This window comes from Kibdelosporangium phytohabitans, assembly GCF_001302585.1.
In the GTDB taxonomy this organism is placed as follows: domain Bacteria; phylum Actinomycetota; class Actinomycetes; order Mycobacteriales; family Pseudonocardiaceae; genus Kibdelosporangium; species Kibdelosporangium phytohabitans.
In genome coordinates this window covers 7,342,665-7,359,934 of record NZ_CP012752.1, presented here as the reverse complement: position 1 = coordinate 7,359,934, position 17,270 = coordinate 7,342,665, and the positions used below count along the sequence as shown (strand labels likewise).

Sequence of the window (17,270 nt, the reverse complement as noted above, 5' to 3'; positions counted from 1 at the left end):
CTCGTGAGTGGTTAGTCCGGTTAGAACCGGCCTAACCACTCACGACTGTGGAGCTGGGCAAATGCCCAGCCGGCGTCGTCGGGAGGACGCCGGCTGGGCATTGTCCGAACCCTTTTACCATTTGATGGCGAGGGTGAGCCGCAGTGAGTTGTCCGGACCGGGGATGAGGCCGTTCAGCATGAGCGTCGAAAGGCCGCAGTCGGTGAATTCCGGAATCGTGTAGGGCTTGGCGATCAGGTCGCCGCCTTCCAGCGGGTTGAACTCCGGCGCGGAGTCCAGGTCGATGGTCGCGGGCTTCGACGTGTGGCAGTTGTCGCCGACGAACATCGGCAGGCCGACCGCCTTCACGTCGCTGAGCCTGATCGTGACGTTGGTGTGCGCCTTGACCACACCGTCGACCAGCGTCCCGGTCACCTTGCCGACCTGCTGGAACGTCACGGTGGCCGTGGTCGGGAAGACCCCGAGGATCTTGAACTCGCCCTTCGCGGGCGGCAGGGTCATGTCCGCGGTGAAGTTGCCGGTCGCGCCCTCCAGGTCCACGACCAGGCCGCCGGGGCCGAGCGGCAGCGACGAGTTGAGCTTCTTGATGGTCGAGCTGCCCTTGGTTATGTCGTATGTGAAGACGGGATCGGCGGCGGCGGTGCCTGCGCCGAGCAATGTGGCGGTCAGTGCGATCGCGCCGATGAGGACGGGTCTGAGCATAGGTTGGTCTCCCTTGCCGGAAATCGCACTCCTCGGGGTTCGTCAAATCAACCTACTCGCGAGTATGTTATCGCCACAAGTGGCTGGATGGACGCTTTTGAAATTGTCACGCCGGTGAGCGTTCTACTGCTTTGGCCTGGCGCGAACGTGCATTTTCTCGCCTTGTTTGCCGAAGACGCTCAGTATCTCGACCGGCTTGCCGTCCGCGCTGCCGAACCAGTGCGGCAACCGGGTGTCGAACTCGACCACCTCGCCGGGCTTGAGCACGAGCTCCTTGTCCGCGAGCAGCATCCGCACCTGTCCGGAAAGGACGTACATCCACTCGTAGCCCTCGTGCGTGACCTGCTTGGGCTCCCGGTTGCGGTCGAGGATCATCTTGAACGCCTGCAACCCACCGGGTTGCCTGGTCAACGGCAGGACGGTGGCGTAGTTGCCGTCGTGCTGGCGGATCCGGCGCGGCTTGAGCCGCACCCGCGGGTCGCCGACCTCGGGCGCGCCGACGAGCTCGTCCAGCGGCACCTGGTGGGCCTGCGCGATCGGCAGCAGCAGCTCGAGGCTGGGTTTGCGCTGGCCGGACTCCAGCCGCGACAGCGTGCTCTTGGAGATCCCGGTGATCTCGGAGAGGTCGGTGAGGGTGACGCCCCGGTCGGTGCGCAGCTGCTTGAGCCGCGGCCCGACGTCGGCGAGTGTCCTGGCGAGGTCCATCCCGCCAGTCTGAGCGCGTTGTTGCGGAAACGGCAACAAAAGTTGTCGCCTCGGCACCCGATTGGGCACCCTCGGCCCCATGACCACCTATGACGTTGTCGTTGTCGGAGCCGGCGCGGCCGGTCTGTCCGCCGCCTTGGTGCTGACCAGGGCCCGCCGCTCGGTCGCCGTCGTCGACTCGGGCCAGCCGCGCAACGCACCCGCGGCGCACTCACACGGCTACCTGACCAGAGACGGTGTCCCACCAGGAGAACTCCTCGAACTCGGCCGCATGGAAGTGACGGGCTACGGTGGCGAGTTCTTCTCCGGTGAGGTCACGGCGATCCACCGCGGGTTCACTGTGGACCTCGCCGACGGTACGAAACTCAAGGCGCGCAGCGTGGTCGTGGCCACCGGGTTGCGCGACGAACTGCCCGACGTCCCCGGCGTCGCCGAGCGGTGGGGCAAGGAGGTCATCGCCTGCCCGTACTGCCACGGCTACGAGTTCGCCGACCGGCCGATCGGCGTGCTGCACGACGCGCACCACGCGCTGCTGCTGCGCCAGTGGTCGTCGGACATCGTGTTCTTCGCAGCCTCTGCGGACATCCCGGAACGCGCCAAGCTGGCAGCGCGCGGCATCCGGATCATCGAGACGGGCGTGCGCGGCCTGGTGATCGAGGGCGACCGGCTTGTAGGCGTCGAACTGGTCGACGGGCGTTGTGTGCCAACGGAAGCGGTGTTCCTGCGGCCGAAGTTCGTGCCGAGGGACGAGGTGCTGAAGCCGCTCGGCTACGACCCCGAGCTGACCGAGGCGTTCGGCCGCACCAACGTGCCCGGACTGTGGGTGGCGGGCAATGTCGGAAACCCGATGGCCAACCTGATCAGCTCGGCGGGCGAGGGATCGTCCACCGCCGCGATGGTCAACCTCGCCCTCGTCCAAGCGGACGTGGAACAGGCCATGTCGTTCTCGCACGAGCAGGAACGCGACGCCCGCGACATGCGTCACCGGGATGACACGAGTGATCTCCGTGTATGACACCGGGTCGTCCGCGCGAAGGATGTGACGCGACCGGCCAGCGCCCTAAGTTCCCTCGTGAGGCGGAGCCCGCACCGGGTTCCGCCACGAGGGGAGAGCGATGCGAAGATCATTTCTGGTTGTCGCCGCTGCCGCGCTGCTGGCCGGAGCGCTTGCGCCACAAGCCACTGCCGCACCCGAGCGGCCCGCGCTGAACTGGGGCAAGTGCCCGCCGCCGCTGTTCGGCCTGCCGGACGACCCGAGGATGAGCTGTGCGGCGTTACGGGTCCCGGTCGACTACGGGGACCCGAAGGGCCGCACGATCGACGTGCTGGTCTCGAAACTGCCGACAGCCAAGCCGGGTCTGCGGCGAGGTGTGTTGATGCACAACGCGGGCGGGCCGGGTGGCCCGAGCCTGCACCTGCCGGCCGCCTACGTGCACCTCTACCCGCAGGAAGTGCTCGACCGGTACGACCTGGTCAGCATCGACCCGCGCGGGGTGGGGTACAGCGCGCCGGTCACCTGCGGCCGGACCATGGCGGGATACCCGGCCGACCGGTACTTCCCGGTCCCCGCCGCGGACGGCTCGATCGACCGGAACGTCGAATTCGCCAAGGGTCTTGCGCGGGACTGCCTGGCCAACGGCGGGCCGAACCTGCGGCACGTGACAACGGCGAACACCGCCCGTGACATGGACCGGTTCCGGATCGCGTTGGGGGAGAAGAAGATCTCCTACAACAGCGGGTCGTACGGCAGCTACCTCGGCGCCGTCTACGCCACGCTGTTCGCCGAGCGGACCGACCGGGTCATCGTCGACTCCAATGTGGACCCGAACAAGGTCTGGCACGACCAGTGGGCGTTGTGGGACCACGCCTTCGAAGTCAGGTTCCCCGACCTGGCCGAGTGGCTGGCCGACCGCGACGACACGCTCAAACTGGGCGCCACCCCGGCCGATATCCGCAAGAAGTTCTTCGAGCTGGTGGACAAGCTCAACAGGAAACCGGTGATCCACCCGGAGGCCGGGCCGATCAACGGCGACGTGTTCCGGGTGGCCGTGTTCGGGTGGTCCTACCACACCCTTCAGTTCCCGTTGCAGGCCGAGTTGTGGCTGCTCGCGGACCGCGGTGTCCCGCCGACCAGCGGTGCCGTGCCGCAATCGGTGGCGACGAAGTCCGTACCCGCTGTGCCGGAAGACAACCTGCGGGCGTCCCAACTGGCAGTGCTCTGCAACGACGCCAGCTGGCCGCGGGATCCCAAGCACTACCAACGGGACGTCTCGGTCAACCGCAAGCTGTTCCCGCTGTGGAACGGGACGGGCACGAACATCTGGCCGTGCGCGTTCTGGCCCGACCCGGTCGAGCCGCCGGTGAAGGTCACCGGCAACGGCCCGGCCAACGTCCTGATCGTGCAGACCCTGCGTGACCCCGCCACGCCGTACATCGGCGCGCTCGGCATGCGCGGCGCGTTCGGCAAGCGCGCCAAGATGGTCACAGTCAACACGGGCAACCACGGCGCGTACGACCCGTCGACGCCGTCCTGCGCGGTCCGCGCGGTGAACGACTTCCTGGCAGCAGGAACGTTGCCCGCACGGGACACGTTCTGCGAACCGGACTCGGCGCCCGCGAGCGCCGGGCGGGTCAGCCCACTGATCCCGAACCTGTAGCAGCGAAGGCGTGATCGGTCGCCGACCAAGCGGCGCCGATCACGCCTGCCTGGTCGCCGAGCTCGGACAGCACGATCGGCAGATTCCCCGTGGCCAGCGGCAGCGACCGGCGGTAGACCGCGCTGCGGACCTCGGCGAGCAGCTGGTGGCCGAGCCGGGACACACCGCCACCGATCACCACCATCCCCGGGTTGAGGAAGCTGACCAGCGAGGCGACCACGTGACCGAGGCGCCTGCCGCCTTCCCTGACCAGGTTGGCCGCGGCGAAGTCCCCTGAACTGGCGGCACCGGCCACGTCCTGCGCGGTCAGCTCGCCCTGCCGGGACAGCAGTTCGGCGAGATAGGTCGACCGGCCGCTGCGCGCGAGCGTCAGCGCGTCACGAGCCAGCGCCGCGCCACCGAAGTACGCCTCGAGGCACCCGACCTCGCCGCACGCGCACGCCGGGCCGTAGTCGTCCAGCTTGATGTGCCCGATGTCGCCTGCCGTGCCCGCGACACCCCGGTAGACCCGCCCGCCGAGCACGATGCCACAGCCGATGCCGGTACCGACCTTGACGAAGATCAGCTCGTTCAACGACCTCGCCACGCCCGCGTGCCGCTCGCCGAGAGCCATCACGTTCACGTCGTTGTCGACCGTGACCGGGCACCCCCACGCACTGGCCAGCCGGTCCCGGACGGGGAACCGGTCCCAGCCGGGCATGATCGGCGGCGCGACCGGCATACCGTCGCGGAAACTCACCGGACCGGGCAGGCCGACACCCGCGCCGATCACCCGGCCGGTCACCTCGGCGAGAACTTTGCCGGACAACTGGGTCAGCCGTTCGAGCACCGACACCGGGCCCTTGCGGATGTCGTAGTCCTCCACCACGTGCGCCAGCACCTCGCAGCGCGCGTCCGTGACCGCGACACCGATCGACGTCGCCCCGATGTCCGCGGAAAGGAAACGCAGGTCGTCGGCGAGTTTGACCAGCGTGGAGCGCCTGCCGCCCCGGCTGGCCGCCGGGCCGCCGGACTCGACCAGGTTCCACTCGAACAGCTTCGCGATCTCCGTCGCCAGCCGCGCACGGGGCAGTTCCAGCCGCTCGCCCAGCTCGACCTTGGCCAGCGGGCCCTCGTCGCGCAACAGCGCGAGCAGCTGGGACTGCTGCCTGGTCTCGACCCGGGGTATGGAGGCTGCGGCTTGCACGGTCACCCTTACATTGAACCTCACCCGCACGCGCGGAACTATCGTGCGGGGATCACGTGCGTTGTTGGGGGAGAAGTGCACACGAAGTACGCCCGGTTGGTGACCGAACTGCTGGCGCCGTGGATCTGGGTGTTCGGATTGCCGTTCGTCGTGGCCGCGCAGGCGACCCGGGAGCTGGGGCCGACGTTGCTGTGGGGCGCGGTCGTCGGCGTGACCGGGTCGTTGATCCCGATGGCTGTGGTCATGCGCGGCGTGAAGCAGGGCAGATACGACAGCCACCACGTGACCATCCGGGAACACCGGCTGGTCCCGTTCATCGCCACGATCGTCTCGGTCGGCAGCGGCTGGCTGATCCTGGGCCTGGGGGACGCGCCGCCGCAGGTGCTCGCGCTTTCGGTGAGCCTGTTCGTCAGCCTGCTGGTGATGCTGGGCATCACGTTCGGGCTGTCGTGGAAGGTGTCGATGCACTCGGGCGTCGCGGCCGGGGCGACGGTCGTGCTCGCGGTGACGTTCGGGCCGTGGCTGGCGCTGGTGGGGATCCTGGTGGCGCTGGTGGCGTGGTCACGGGTGGCGCTCGGCGATCACACCACGGGCCAGGTGGTCGCCGGTGTGTTCGTCGGCGCGGGTGTCGGCGGCGCGCTGTTCTGGGTGCTGACCGGCGTCACGTGAGCCCGCGCCGGATCGGGCCCGGCCGGAACCGGTCAGGCAGGCGACGCCAGGCGCGGGCGAAACCGGCGGGGTAGGCGGTGACGGGCCCGCTGATGTCCAGGTCGCCGGTGGACGGCCGGTCGCCCGTGCGGCAGGCGGCGGCGAGCGCGGCGGCGTGGCGCAGGATGTGGGTCAGCGCGAAGTGGGTGACGCCTTCGGCCCGCTGCCACTGCGGTGCCCAGCCCCAGTGGTCCTGTGCCTGGTCCTCGGCCGCCAGCCGCTCCAGCCAGCGCAACCACTGCGCGGCCTCGTCACCCGGCTGTTCCAGCAGGAAGCGGTACCAGGCCACGGGAAACCACCGTGTGCCGCGGTCGGGCCGGAGATCCGGGACGTTCCAGAACGGCGCGGCGATCGCGCCGATCAGGATGTCGGGCCCGTCGGCCGGGGTGCCGGGCCCGCCGAGGGCGTCCCGCAGACCGCTCCAGATCGGCTCGGGGTCGTCGACGTACCCGCGTTGCAGGATCTCCGGCAGCGGCACGGGGAACGACCTGTGGTCCGTCCCGGAGACCCGCTCGGCCCAGCGCACACCCTGGCCGTCGGGCTCGAGCCGCAGATCGGCACCGCTGTGTTTCCCGGACGGCGGCTCGACCGGTTGCGGGACGGGAATGGGAACCCGCGCTTCGCGGCTGGGGAGCGACAACTGGTGCATCAGGTATTCGTCGGCCCGGTCTTCGATGTAGCACAGCGTCGTGTACCACGACGCGTGCCGGGGGCGTTCCAGCACGACCACGGAATCGCCGACCGCCATCCGGTCGATCACCACGCCGTACGAGCTCATGGCCAACCGGCACAACGTCTTGCGGCCGAGTTTGCTGTACACGACCGCCAGCGTGTCGTCGAAGAAACCGATGTACGGAACACCGGACACGTGGTCGTCGTGGCGGTCGTTGAGCGGCACGGTGATCCGCCGGCCGGGCTCGTCGAAATGGACCCAGCCCTGCACCGCGGGAACGTTCGCGACGCCGTCGCCCGCGACCCGCAGCCACACGATCACCCACCGGTCAGGCGGGAAGACGTGCCGTTCCACCCAGGCGACCCGCTTGCGATCGACCACGCCGTTGAGCACCTCGACCGAATGCTGTTGCGCCGGACCAGCGACCGGCGGCCGTTCCCGGAACGGGCCGTCGAGACCCAACGCCTCCCCTATCGCCGCCAGCAGGCGTTCATGATCTGATCCCACGCGGCGAACTATGGCAGCTCCGGCGATAACGTGTCGCGGGATCCGGGAAAGCCCGGCAGGATGCGGCGCGTGTTCATCAAAGGGATCGAACTGTCGCGGCGCTTCTACCACGAAGCGGTGGAACCGGTGCTGCGCGGGAATTTCGGCGACGTGCCACACGCCGCTGCCCGGATCGGCGCGGGATCCGAAGTGCTCGGGTTCGACACCGAACGCTCGGCCGACCACGAATGGGGCCCGCGGCTGCAGTTGTTCCTGCCCGAGGGTGACCCGCGGACAGCGGACGTCAGCAAGGCGTTGAGCGAGCGGCTGCCCAAGTCGTTCCTCGGGTATCCGACGAATTTCGTCGCCACCGACACCGAACACGTCCGCAGCATGAGCCACACCGACGGGCCCGTCCACCACCGGGTGGACGTCACCGACGCCAGGACGTGGTTCGCCGACAACCTCGGGTTCGACCCGTTGACGGAGATCGACGCGTGGCTGACGACATCGACCCAGACATTGGCCGAGGTGACCGGCGGTGCCGTTTTCCACGACGACATCGGCGACGTGACAACGGCACGGGAAAGACTGAGCTGGTACCCGGACGACGCCTGGCGCGAAATCCTGGCCAGGCACTGGCAGGCGATCGCGAAGAAGGAAGCGTTCGTCGGCCGGTGCGGCGAAGTGGGGGACGAGATCGGCTCCGCGGTGGTCGCGGCACGCCAGGTCAGGATCCTGATGCGGCTGTGCCTGCTGATGTCCCGCCGCTATCCGCCGTACAGCAAATGGCTGGGCAGCGCGTTCGCCGAACTCCCCGTGGACATCGACTTCATGGGCGTACTCACCGCACGGACGTGGCACGACCGGGAAAACCACCTGGCCGCAGCATATACGAAAGTCGCCGAACTGCACAACAGCCTGAACCTGACCGAGCCGCTAGACCCGGCAACCGGACCGTATTACGAGCGACCGTTCCAGGTCATTCTCGGCAACCGGTTCGCCGACGCCCTGCGTGCCCGGTAATTGATCAATCGGTGCACGCGGGCCGACATGATCCTGGTGGGAAAACCGGCTCAGGCGCCGTGATGCGCGTACGCGGCCCACATCGACGGCAAATGCGGGATGTCGGTGCGAATACCGCGAATGGCCTGGTGCAGGGCTCGCGCCGAGTCGCTGGTGGTCGCCATCCCACCGTAGAAGTCACCGGCGATGAACGACGCCACCGAGTCCGTGACCTCCCACAGAGTGCCTACCACGTGCGGGTATCCGGCCAGTTGGAAAGCCGCGGGTAGCTGGACCGGCTCGGCGGACGCGGTGCACGCGGACAAGTACGCGAGTCGTGCCGTGGTGAGCTGGAGGGGGACGAGGCTGGCGATCCGCAGCGGGTCGTCGGCCAGCAGCAACGATGTCCCTGTGCCGCGGCAGGCGAAGTGGACGATCGGGCATTCGTCCACATGGGACAGGACGTTGCCTCTGGTCGGCCAGTGCGCCGCCGGTGTTCCCTCGGTGTTGATCAGCAGCGTCGCGCCCGTGACGCGTTGGCACACGGCTTCGGCTTCGGCGATCGCGTGGGGGAGCGTGGCCACCACGAGTGCGTCGGACACCGGGACCGGCAGCGCGTAGTCCCGTGCGTGTCCGAGTGCCTGGATTGTCGGGGTGTACGAGGAGATCACGCGGTCCAGCACGGACTCGCCGCGCGAATAGTGGTACCCGGCGGCGTGCAGGGGCAACAGGCTCAGCGGCCCGTGCGTGACCCACCACATCCTTGGCCACTCGCCGCGCGGCATGCCTTTGAAACCCAACGCGGACAGCACGGGCAGTGCGGCGACTTCCCACAGCCATTCGAGGACCGCGTGCAGCTGGTCCTGGTTGGACGATTCCACCGCCGCGCGGAACTCCCCGGTACGTGATTCGAGCGCACGTGCGGTGAGGCGGGGCAACGCCACTGAGGTGATCCCCGCTGTGGTCACCAGGATGGCGTCGCTGCGGTACCGGCTGACGTTCAGCACGGCGATCGGTCCGTCGGCTGCCGCCGACAGGTCCACCTCGACCGGCAGCAGGAACGCCGAGAACCCCGGCAACGCCCTGATCGCCGCCAGTGTCTCGTCGAACGACGCTGCCAGGCCGGTCCGGTCGGCCCGCGGCTGGCAAAGGGGGTCCGCGGGCATGCTGAGCTGGTCGCGCAGGTCGATGAACCGCCTCGCGAACTCCGGGTACTCGGCACGCAGGTCGACGACGTCACCGCGGGTGCCCAGCGCCTGGCTGAGCCGCCCGCCCCTGCCCAGTTCCAGCAGGCTCAACGCGCGGCTCGGCGATCCGGCCGCCAGTGCGAGCGACGCGGCCTCGGTCGACAGGTCGTCCTGCTGCACCGGCGACAGCGCGGCCACCCTGACCGCGGTCTCCAGCAGGTTCGCCGCGCGGCCGGGGCTGGTGTTCGCGATCAGCGACGCGGCCGCCCAGCACGATTCGACCACAGTGGACGTACTGGCCGACGGGACCGACGCGGCCTCGACGAACCGGGTGAACGCCTCGTCCTGCTCGCCCGCGTCGAGCAGCAGGTTCCCCAGCACCGACAGCCGGGCCGCCAGTTCGGGGTCGTCGGCGGCACTGGCCTGGACCGCCGCCCGGCTGAACGAGATCACCTCGTCCAGGTCGGAAACCTCCCGCAGCACCATCGCCAGATCGGCCAGCGACCTCGGGTCGGCGGGATCGGCGGCGTCCTCGGTCAGTTCGAGGGCTTCGTTCAGGTCGGCCCGGATGCCGCGCAACCGGTAGCGTTCCAGCAGCGCCGGGCCGAGTGCGGGCGCGGCGGCACCGCGGAACGCGCTGATCGCGCCGTCCAGGTCGGTCGCGGAGCCGGACCGGCGGTACCGGGTGATCAGCACCTGACCAACCACATTGGACACAGCGGTGCGTTCGGTCAGCGGCACGACGGCGTGCGCCTCGCGGGCGAGCGTGAGGGCCTGGTCGAGATCGGCGTTGCTGCCGGTCCGCCCGTGACGGCGCAGCAGCGCCTGCGCCAGGTCGCTCAGGTGCGCGTGGTTGGCGGTGGTCGTCGCGACGGCTTCCCAGCCGGTCGCGATCGCTTCGTCCAGGTCGGCCAGTGCGCCGGTCCGTTCGAACCTGGTCCGCAGCGCGTTCATCAGCTGGGCCAGCATGCCCGCCCGGTCGCTGCGCGCGGCACCGGCGGCGGAACGGATCAGGCTGATCGCGTCGTTGAGGTCGGCCGGGTCGCCCAGTTCGGAGTACCGGCTCATCAGCACGGACCCCAGCGTGTACAGGTGCACCGCCCGCGCCGGGTCGTCGTGCGCCGACGCCTCGACGGCAGCCCGCGCGGTGTACAGCGCGGCGTCGCGGTCGGCGGAGGTGCCTGTGGTGGCGTGCTGGACCTTGAGCGACACCGCGAGCTCGCCGAGCGTTGCCGCGCTGGGATCGGCGTCGACTCCGGCCCTGCCGTAGGAGATGGAGCGGTCCAAGTCGGAGCGGTTGCGGGCGTGCTCGAAGCGAACACGGAAAGAAGTGCACAATCCGGACACCGCGCGGACCCAGTCGGGATGCCCGGCCGGGAACGCGTCGGCCGCGGTCAGCCCGGCGGCGATCGCCTCGTCGAGATCAGCGGGATCACCGCCCGCGGCGAACCGGGCCAGCAGCGCGGTGGCCAGGGTGGGCAGCAGCGCGGGCTGGTGGACAGCGGAGCGGATCAGCGAGATCGACTCGTCCAGATCCGGTTTGCTGCCCGAAAGGGCATATCTGCTGTGCAGAGCCACACCGAGCACGGTGAGGCACAGCGTCCGGCCGGGATCTCCGCCCGCCATGCCGCGGCGGGCCACGCCGATCGCCTCGGCCAGATCCTCACGGCGGCTGGTGCGCTGGTAGCGCAACCACAGCGACATCCCCAGGTTGTGCCGGTACGAGCTGATGTTCGGGTCACCACCAGCCGCCATGCGCAACGCCTGGCGGCTGGTGGTGATCGCGTGCTCGAGGTCCTCCGTCGTACCCGTGCGTTCGAACCGCAGCCGCAAGGCGAGGCTGAGGTTGTGCAGGTGAACGGCGCGGTCGAGGTGGTCGTGCGGCACGGAATCGGCCACTTGACGGCACAGGTCGACGGCAGCGTCGACCACGTCGATGTCCGTACTGCCCTGTGCTTGATCAAGATAGCTCAGGGCCTGCTCGACATGACTCACCACCACGGTAGGAAAAGGTACCTACTCGCGGTCGGAAGTTGCGTCAGGGGAGCAGCTCCGGCGTGGTGGCGATCCGGGTCATCGCCTCCTTGCTCAGCAGGAGCTCGGAGGTCGGCCCGGTCACCCGGTTGTACCGGTACGACCAGACACGGATCTGGTATCCCCGGTTTTCGAAGGTCACCGAGGTGTCGCGGAAGTACGAGGGGAACTCGGCCTTGCCATGGTCCGGCTCCGTTGCTCCGAGTTTGTCAACGGTCACGCCCAGACTGCCGACCACCTCCTGCCCGTCCGTCACCTGCCAGATGGTGCCACCGTCGCTGCTGCTGGACTGAGGTATCACTGATGTGACCGATTCAAGTTTGAGCGACCCCAGCTCCGGCGGTGCCTTTTCCCGCACCACACAGGCGATTCGCTCCGACGTGCGCTGCTCTGCCCGGCAGGTGCCTGTCGCGGCGACGCCGATGCCGACACCCGGCGGTGAGTTCGGCGCCATCAGGAACGTCGGCACCGCGATCCCCACCGCCGCCACCACCGCGACACCGCTGGCGATCACCGTCGACCGGCGTCGGTGGTGCTTGCGCTTCGCGACTGTCACCACGTCGTCGAACGCCAGGCTCATCGGCGGTTCGCCCGCTGAGGCGTACGTCTCCAGCTCAGAACGCAACTCCTGCATCCTCGATCACTCCTTCTGTCTTTCCCAATGCGGCCCGCAACGACTCGACGGCCCGCGACGTCTGGCTCTTCACCGTTCCCTCGGCCACGCCCATCAGCCGGGCCACCTCGCTGATCGGCAGGTCCTCCATGAACCGAAGCACGACCATCGCCCGGCGTTTGGGCGTCAGTCCGGCCAGCGCCGCCGCCATGTCCAGCCGGTCGTCGCTGTCCCGGGTCGTTGAGACTTGGGTGTCGGGGATCGACTCCGTCACCTGCTCGCGCTTGCGCTTGGGCGCGCCGGTGAGGAACACGTTGGTCAGGACCTTGCGGGCGTACGCGTTCGCCGTCTCCGGTCTGACCCGGTGCCACCGCTGGTAGAGCCGGATGAACGTGGCGGACACGATGTCCTCGGCGAGGTGCCAGTCGCCGCACATCGCGTACGCGAGCCTGCGCAGCCGCTGGGACTGGGCTGCGAAGAAGGCTTCGAACGCCTGGTCGCCCCAGGTATCTCGCACCGGTGCTCCCTCCGTTGACTGCTTCTCCTACCCGGTGGAGCCCGCTGGAGGTTCAAGCGAGTGGTGAACTGGCCGCGACCGCACGGCGGCGGGACAAGGCGCAGTTCGCACTGGTTGCCATCCTTGATGAGGCCGTTCTGCACCGGCAGATCGGCGGGCGAGGTGTGCTTTGTCAGCAGCTCGACCATCTAGTGGAAGTCGCGAAGCGTCCGAACGTCACCATCAGGGTGTTGCCGTTCAAGGCCGGTGTGCATCCAGGGCTGCATGGGTCGTTCACGATCCTGAAGTTCCCCATCGAGCGCGACCCGGGTGTGGTGCACGTGGAAGACCGGATCGGCAGCCGGTATCGCGACCACGTGGAGGAGATCGGCGAATACAGCGCTGTCGAGGATCGCCTGTTGGAGGCCGCGCTTTCCGAGGCACACTCGCTGTCGGTGATCCGAAAGGTGCGGAAGGAGTTGGAATGACATACAGGTGGGAGTGGCGGAAGTCCTCCCGGTCGGCGACCAGCGGCGAGTGTGTCGAGGTCGGTGCGTGGCACAAGTCTTCTCACTCGGCCACCCAGGGCCAGTGTGTTGAGGTTGGTTCTACCCCGGACCCCACTGTCATGGCGGTTCGGGACAGCAAGCTGGGCGATGGCAGCCCGATCCTGAGGTTCTCTCGCGGCGGGTTCGCCGCCTTCATCGACGACGTCAAGCGCGGCCCGCTGGCCTGAGCACGTTCGTCCGAAGCACCTGTCTCCTTGCTTCCAGTCGGAGATGGGTGCCCATCAGCTCTCCTGAGCGCTCTGCACCGCTCGAAATCGTGTTTGGGTCACGGGTTGAACAAAGGGTTCAACTCCGGGTGACTTCGCGCTAGACTCAGCCGACTTTTGTCGGAGCTGAGCAAAAGGTCGCCGGAAGTATTGGTACTTTTGGCGGATTGCGATACAAGTACCCCAGAATCCAGGGTTACGTGTGAGCTAGGGCACCTTAGTTCGGCTAGTTACCCAACGAAGTGGAGCTGGTGTGCCGGTCATGCCGGAGCAGCCGACCGACCGCGCCGCATTGCGCAGGGCGAACCTCGCCTGGGTCATCCGCGTGCTCAGAGAGCAGGGCGGCCTCTCCCGCGCGCAACTGGCGGTGCTGTCCGGCCTGAGCAAGGCGACCGTGTCCACGCTGGTAGCCGAACTGACCGCGCGCAGACTCGTCCGTGCCGGCGGCGTCGCCGCCGGTGGCCAGGGCAGGCCCGGTCAGATCGTCGAACTCGACAGCGACGGCGTCCGCGGCATCGGCCTGGAGATCGGCGTCGACCACCTGGCCGCCACCTCCGTCGACACCACCGGCGCCGTGGTCGCCGACCGGCAGATCCCCTTCGACGTCCGCTCCGCCGGAGTCGACCGCACCATCGACAAGCTCGCCGAGGTCGCCGACCAGGAACTGGCCCACGTCGTCGGCGCGTACCCCGCGGGAATCACCGTGTCGGTTCCCGGGCTGGTCGACACCGGGCGCGGTGTCGTGCGCCTGTCACCCCGGCTGCGCTGGCGCGAGGCCCCGTTGGCCGACGGCCTCGCCGGGCGGCTCGGGTTCCCGCTGGAGAAGATCGCGGTCGACAACGACGCCAACCTCTCCGCCACCGCCGAGTTCGAAGCCGGCGGCATGCGCGGCACGGCCGACCTGGTCTACGTCACGGGCGACTTCGGCATCGGCGCAGGCGTGATCGCCGGTGGCCGCCTGGTCCGCGGCTCCATCGGGTACGCGGGCGAGGTCGGCCACATGTCGATGGACACGATGGGCCCCCAGTGCTCGTGCGGACGGCGCGGCTGCTGGGAGACACAGGTCGGGCTGGCCGCGCTGTTCCACGCGCTGGCCGCGCCGGGCGACCCGGTGTCGGACCCCAGCCGTCCGATCGAGGAGCGGATGGCCATCGTCCGCTCACGGGCCGAGCACGGCGATCAGCGCACGCTCGGCGCCCTGCACCAGATCGGCGCCGCACTCGGCGTCGGAGTGTCCATTGTGGTCAACGTACTGAGTCCGGCCGTCGTCGTGCTCGGCGGCTACTTCGCGGCCCTGCCGGACTGGCTGATCGAACCGGCCCGGATCGAGGTGGCGGCCAGGGCAGTGGTCGCCGAAGCCGCGACCGTCCGCGTGGTCGGCTCGGAACTGGGGTTCACCGCCGCGCGGACCGGCGGTGCGTTGGCCGCGCTGAGCCGGGTCTTCGACGACCCGACCCAGGTACCGGAACGAAGTGAATCAACGGAGGCACCCGCTTGACCGCCGAAGCGAGTACAGCGCTGCTGCAGATGACCGGGATCGTCAAGACGTTCCCGGGAGTTCGTGCGCTCGACGGCGTGGACCTGACGGTCCGCGCGGGGGAGGTGCACTGCCTGCTCGGCCAGAACGGCGCGGGCAAGTCCACCCTGATCAAGGTGCTGGCCGGGGCGCACCAGCCGGACGAGGGCGAGATCCTCTGGCAGGGCGGGAGGACCACGCTGTCCACACCGGTCGCCGCGCTGCGGATGGGTGTGGCGACGATGTACCAGGAACTGGACCTGATCCCCGGCCTGTCGGTCGCGGACAACATCTTCCTCGGCCACGAACGCGCCAGCTGGGGCTTCACCAAGGACCGGCAGGCCCGCAAGCAGGCGACCGAGCTGCTCAACCGCCTCGGCCACCCGGAGATCCCGCCGGAACGCGAAGTCGGGGACCTGTCCGCGGCGGGCCAGCAGCTGGTGTCGATGGCGCGGGCGCTGGCACACGACGCCAAGCTGATCGTGATGGACGAGCCGACGGCCGCGCTGGCCGCCGACGAGGTCACCAACCTGTTCCGCGTGGTCGCCGACCTGACCGCGGCGGGGGTCGCGGTGGTCTACATCTCCCACCGGCTGGAGGAGATCCGCGAGATCGGCCACCGGGTCACGGTGATCAAGGACGGCCGCACGATGGCCCGCGACCTCGCCGCGGACACACCGACGTCGGAGCTGGTGGCCCTGATGTCCGGCAAGCGCGTGGAAACGGTGTACCCCAACCGCGAGGAGTCCACGGTGGACATCTCGAAGGAGGTGCTGAAGGTCGAGCGGCTCGGCCGTGACGACGAGTTCGCCGACGTCAACTTCACCGTGCACGCCGGGGAGATCCTCGGCATCGCCGGGCTGGTCGGCGCCGGCCGCAGCGAGATCCTCGAGACGATCTTCGGCGCCCGCAAGGCCAACCACGGCACGGTCACCGTCAACGGCAAGAAGCTGCGCAACGGTGACGTGCGCTCCGCGGTCGACGCGGGGGTCGGCCTCGCGCCGGAGGAGCGCAAGAGCCAGGCGCTGCTGATGGACATGTCGGTGGCGCAGAACGTGACCCTGGCGAGCATGCGCTCCTACAGCAGCTTCGGGTTCACCGACCGCGCGAAGGAACTCAGGGACTCCCGCACCAAGCTGGAGGACCTCGACCTGCGCCCGGCCGACCCGCGCCGCAACGTCAGCACGCTGTCGGGTGGCAACCAGCAGAAAGCGGTTGTCGCGCGGTGGCTCGTGCACGGCTGCCGGGTGTTGCTGCTCGACGAACCGACCCGGGGCGTGGACGTGGGCGCGCGGGCGGAGCTGTACCGGTTGATCCGGGAACTCGCCGCGGACGGTGTGGCGCTGGTGCTCGTCTCCAGTGAAATGCCCGAGGTGCTCGGTCTGGCCGACCGGGTGCTGGTGCTGCGCGATGGACGGGTGATCCATGAGGCGCCCGCCGACGAGCTGACCGAGGCGGACGTGTTGGACATGGTGATGGAGGGAAGTGCGGCGTGACCCAGTTGGACCCCGCGGCCAAGCGGGACACCGGAGTGCCGGAGCGCCCGGCACCGCGAGCCAAGCAGGGGCTGGGTGTCGACCTGCGGCTGGCCAGTCTGTTCGGTGTGCTGGTGCTGTTGATCCTGATCGGGTGGATCACCAGCCCGGACAACTTCCTCACCGGCAGCAACCTCGACACGATCCTGCGGCTGGCCGCGCCGTCCGGCGTGGTCGCCGTCGGCATGACGTTCGTGATCATCTCCGGCGGCATCGACCTGTCGGTCGGTTCGGTGGTCGGCTTGGCCAGCGTCTGGATGACCACGTTGGCGACGCAGTCCTACGGCCCGTTCGTCATGGTCGTCACGGGACTGCTGGTCGGTCTCGGCGCGGGCCTGGTCAACGGCCTGCTGATCGCCTACGGCCGGATGGTGCCGTTCATCGCGACGCTGGCGATGTACATCTCGGCACGTGGCCTGGCCGAATACCTGAGCAACAAGCAGACCCAGGTCGTTCGTGACCAGGACTTCCTGGCGTTCTTCCGAGGCGAGTTCCTCGGTGTGCCGACCCTGGTGTGGATCCTGGTCATCGTGGTGGCCGCCGGGTGGGTGCTGCTCAACCGCACGACGTTCGGCCGCCGCACGTTCGCGGTCGGCGGCAACCCCGAGGCGACGCGCCTCGCGGGCATCAACGTCAAGCGCCACATCGCGTTCGTGTACGGCTTCGCCGGTCTGCTCGCCGGGATCACCGCCGTGATGCTGGCCGCCCGGACCACGGCCGGTTCGTCGACCAACGGCATGTTCTACGAGCTGGACGCGATCGCCGCGGTCGTCATCGGCGGCACCGCGCTGACCGGTGGCCGCGGCACGATGGTCGGCACCCTGATCGGCGTGCTGATCTTCACGTTGATCACCAACATCTTCGTGCAGAACAACCTGCCGACCGAAGTCCAGAACATCGCCAAGGGCGCGATCATCGTGATCGCCGTGCTCCTGCAGTTCCGCACCAACAAGGCCCGCGCCAACACCTAACCCCTCGTGAGTGTTTCGGCC

At 68.8% G+C, this 17,270-nt stretch carries 16 protein-coding genes; 9 read left to right on the top strand and 7 right to left on the bottom strand.

What is annotated here, in order from left to right; translation table 11 throughout:
- Window positions 1–114 precede the first annotated feature (114 nt).
- On the bottom strand, window positions 115–702 hold the full coding sequence (locus tag AOZ06_RS33095) for a hypothetical protein (RefSeq protein ID WP_054292978.1): 588 nt from the start codon (window positions 700–702) through the stop codon (window positions 115–117).
- Window positions 703–825: 123 nt separating this feature from the next.
- Window positions 826–1,407 (bottom strand): helix-turn-helix domain-containing protein, encoded by a 582-nt coding sequence (locus AOZ06_RS33090; RefSeq protein WP_054292977.1) that lies wholly within the window; start codon window positions 1,405–1,407, stop codon window positions 826–828.
- A gap of 79 nt (window positions 1,408–1,486) precedes the next feature.
- Between AOZ06_RS33090 and AOZ06_RS33085 the strand changes: the two genes are divergently transcribed.
- Window positions 1,487–2,422 carry an NAD(P)/FAD-dependent oxidoreductase gene (locus AOZ06_RS33085; protein WP_054292976.1) on the top strand — a complete coding sequence of 312 codons (936 nt, stop codon included), beginning with the start codon at window positions 1,487–1,489 and terminating at the stop codon, window positions 2,420–2,422.
- A gap of 100 nt (window positions 2,423–2,522) precedes the next feature.
- The gene (locus tag AOZ06_RS33080) at window positions 2,523–4,064 is read left to right on the top strand and encodes an alpha/beta hydrolase (protein WP_054292975.1); all 1,542 of its coding nucleotides are present in this window, start codon (window positions 2,523–2,525) and stop codon (window positions 4,062–4,064) included.
- Here AOZ06_RS33080 and AOZ06_RS33075 read toward each other — a convergent pair.
- The gene (locus AOZ06_RS33075; RefSeq protein ID WP_236951821.1) at window positions 4,039–5,256 is read right to left on the bottom strand and encodes an ROK family transcriptional regulator; all 1,218 of its coding nucleotides are present in this window, start codon (window positions 5,254–5,256) and stop codon (window positions 4,039–4,041) included. The genes AOZ06_RS33080 and AOZ06_RS33075 overlap by 26 nt on opposite strands.
- Window positions 5,257–5,325: 69 nt before the next feature.
- On the opposite strand from AOZ06_RS33075, the gene AOZ06_RS57010 reads away from it, so the two are divergent.
- On the top strand, window positions 5,326–5,919 hold the full coding sequence (locus AOZ06_RS57010; protein WP_236951820.1) for a hypothetical protein: 594 nt from the start codon (window positions 5,326–5,328) through the stop codon (window positions 5,917–5,919).
- Here AOZ06_RS57010 and AOZ06_RS33065 read toward each other — a convergent pair.
- Window positions 5,912–7,138: a hypothetical protein gene (locus AOZ06_RS33065; RefSeq protein ID WP_157233396.1), complete on the bottom strand. Its 1,227-nt coding sequence runs from the start codon at window positions 7,136–7,138 to the stop codon at window positions 5,912–5,914. The genes AOZ06_RS57010 and AOZ06_RS33065 overlap by 8 nt on opposite strands.
- Before the next feature lie 69 nt (window positions 7,139–7,207).
- Between AOZ06_RS33065 and AOZ06_RS33060 the strand changes: the two genes are divergently transcribed.
- Window positions 7,208–8,143: a DUF4037 domain-containing protein gene (locus AOZ06_RS33060; protein ID WP_236951819.1), complete on the top strand. Its 936-nt coding sequence runs from the start codon at window positions 7,208–7,210 to the stop codon at window positions 8,141–8,143.
- Between the two features lie 50 nt (window positions 8,144–8,193).
- Here AOZ06_RS33060 and AOZ06_RS33055 read toward each other — a convergent pair whose 3' ends face one another.
- The 3 genes from AOZ06_RS33055 to AOZ06_RS33045 are packed head-to-tail and all read right to left on the bottom strand — an operon-like array spanning window position 8,194 to window position 12,473.
- Window positions 8,194–11,310 carry a CHAT domain-containing protein gene (locus tag AOZ06_RS33055; protein WP_157233395.1) on the bottom strand — a complete coding sequence of 1,039 codons (3,117 nt, stop codon included), beginning with the start codon at window positions 11,308–11,310 and terminating at the stop codon, window positions 8,194–8,196.
- 37 nt (window positions 11,311–11,347) lie between these two features.
- Window positions 11,348–11,977, bottom strand: coding sequence for a hypothetical protein (locus AOZ06_RS33050; protein ID WP_054292972.1), 630 nt, complete (start codon window positions 11,975–11,977; stop codon window positions 11,348–11,350).
- Window positions 11,958–12,473, bottom strand: a complete 516-nt coding sequence (locus AOZ06_RS33045) for a SigE family RNA polymerase sigma factor (RefSeq protein ID WP_054292971.1) — start codon at window positions 12,471–12,473, stop codon at window positions 11,958–11,960. Before AOZ06_RS33045 ends, AOZ06_RS33050 begins: the two co-directional genes overlap by 20 nt.
- 2 nt (window positions 12,474–12,475) lie before the next feature.
- Here AOZ06_RS33045 and AOZ06_RS60495 point away from each other — a divergent pair, with 2 nt between their 5' ends.
- From AOZ06_RS60495 to AOZ06_RS33020, 5 genes are all read left to right on the top strand, one after another.
- On the top strand, window positions 12,476–12,940 hold the full coding sequence (locus AOZ06_RS60495) for a DUF5753 domain-containing protein (protein ID WP_157233394.1): 465 nt from the start codon (window positions 12,476–12,478) through the stop codon (window positions 12,938–12,940).
- Window positions 12,937–13,188: a DUF397 domain-containing protein gene (locus tag AOZ06_RS33035; RefSeq protein ID WP_063810156.1), complete on the top strand. Its 252-nt coding sequence runs from the start codon at window positions 12,937–12,939 to the stop codon at window positions 13,186–13,188. Before AOZ06_RS60495 ends, AOZ06_RS33035 begins: the two co-directional genes overlap by 4 nt.
- Window positions 13,189–13,489: 301 nt before the next feature.
- Window positions 13,490–14,725, top strand: a complete 1,236-nt coding sequence (locus AOZ06_RS33030) for an ROK family transcriptional regulator (RefSeq protein WP_225953431.1) — start codon at window positions 13,490–13,492, stop codon at window positions 14,723–14,725.
- A 29-nt stretch (window positions 14,726–14,754) separates the two neighbouring features.
- The gene (locus AOZ06_RS33025; protein WP_054297090.1) at window positions 14,755–16,239 is read left to right on the top strand and encodes a sugar ABC transporter ATP-binding protein; all 1,485 of its coding nucleotides are present in this window, start codon (window positions 14,755–14,757) and stop codon (window positions 16,237–16,239) included.
- A 35-nt stretch (window positions 16,240–16,274) separates the two neighbouring features.
- A complete protein-coding gene (locus tag AOZ06_RS33020) occupies window positions 16,275–17,249 on the top strand; it encodes an ABC transporter permease (RefSeq protein ID WP_054297089.1) in 975 nt (324 codons plus the stop codon).
- Window positions 17,250–17,270: the final 21 nt, after the last annotated feature.

Bases quoted from the DNA above. Each gene is read 5' to 3' on its own strand.
- AOZ06_RS33095 (WP_054292978.1), bottom strand. From the start codon at position 702: ATGCTCAGACCCGTCCTCATCGGCGCGATCGCACTGACCGCCACATTG.
- AOZ06_RS33050 (WP_054292972.1), bottom strand. From the start codon at position 11,977: ATGCAGGAGTTGCGTTCTGAGCTGGAGACGTACGCCTCAGCGGGCGAA.
- AOZ06_RS33025 (WP_054297090.1), top strand. From the start codon at position 14,755: ATGACCGGGATCGTCAAGACGTTCCCGGGAGTTCGTGCGCTCGACGGC.
- AOZ06_RS33080 (WP_054292975.1), top strand. From the start codon at position 2,523: ATGCGAAGATCATTTCTGGTTGTCGCCGCTGCCGCGCTGCTGGCCGGA.
- AOZ06_RS33085 (WP_054292976.1), top strand. From the start codon at position 1,487: ATGACCACCTATGACGTTGTCGTTGTCGGAGCCGGCGCGGCCGGTCTG.
- AOZ06_RS33030 (WP_225953431.1), top strand. From the start codon at position 13,490: ATGCCGGAGCAGCCGACCGACCGCGCCGCATTGCGCAGGGCGAACCTC.
- AOZ06_RS33090 (WP_054292977.1), bottom strand. From the start codon at position 1,407: ATGGACCTCGCCAGGACACTCGCCGACGTCGGGCCGCGGCTCAAGCAG.
- AOZ06_RS33035 (WP_063810156.1), top strand. From the start codon at position 12,937: ATGACATACAGGTGGGAGTGGCGGAAGTCCTCCCGGTCGGCGACCAGC.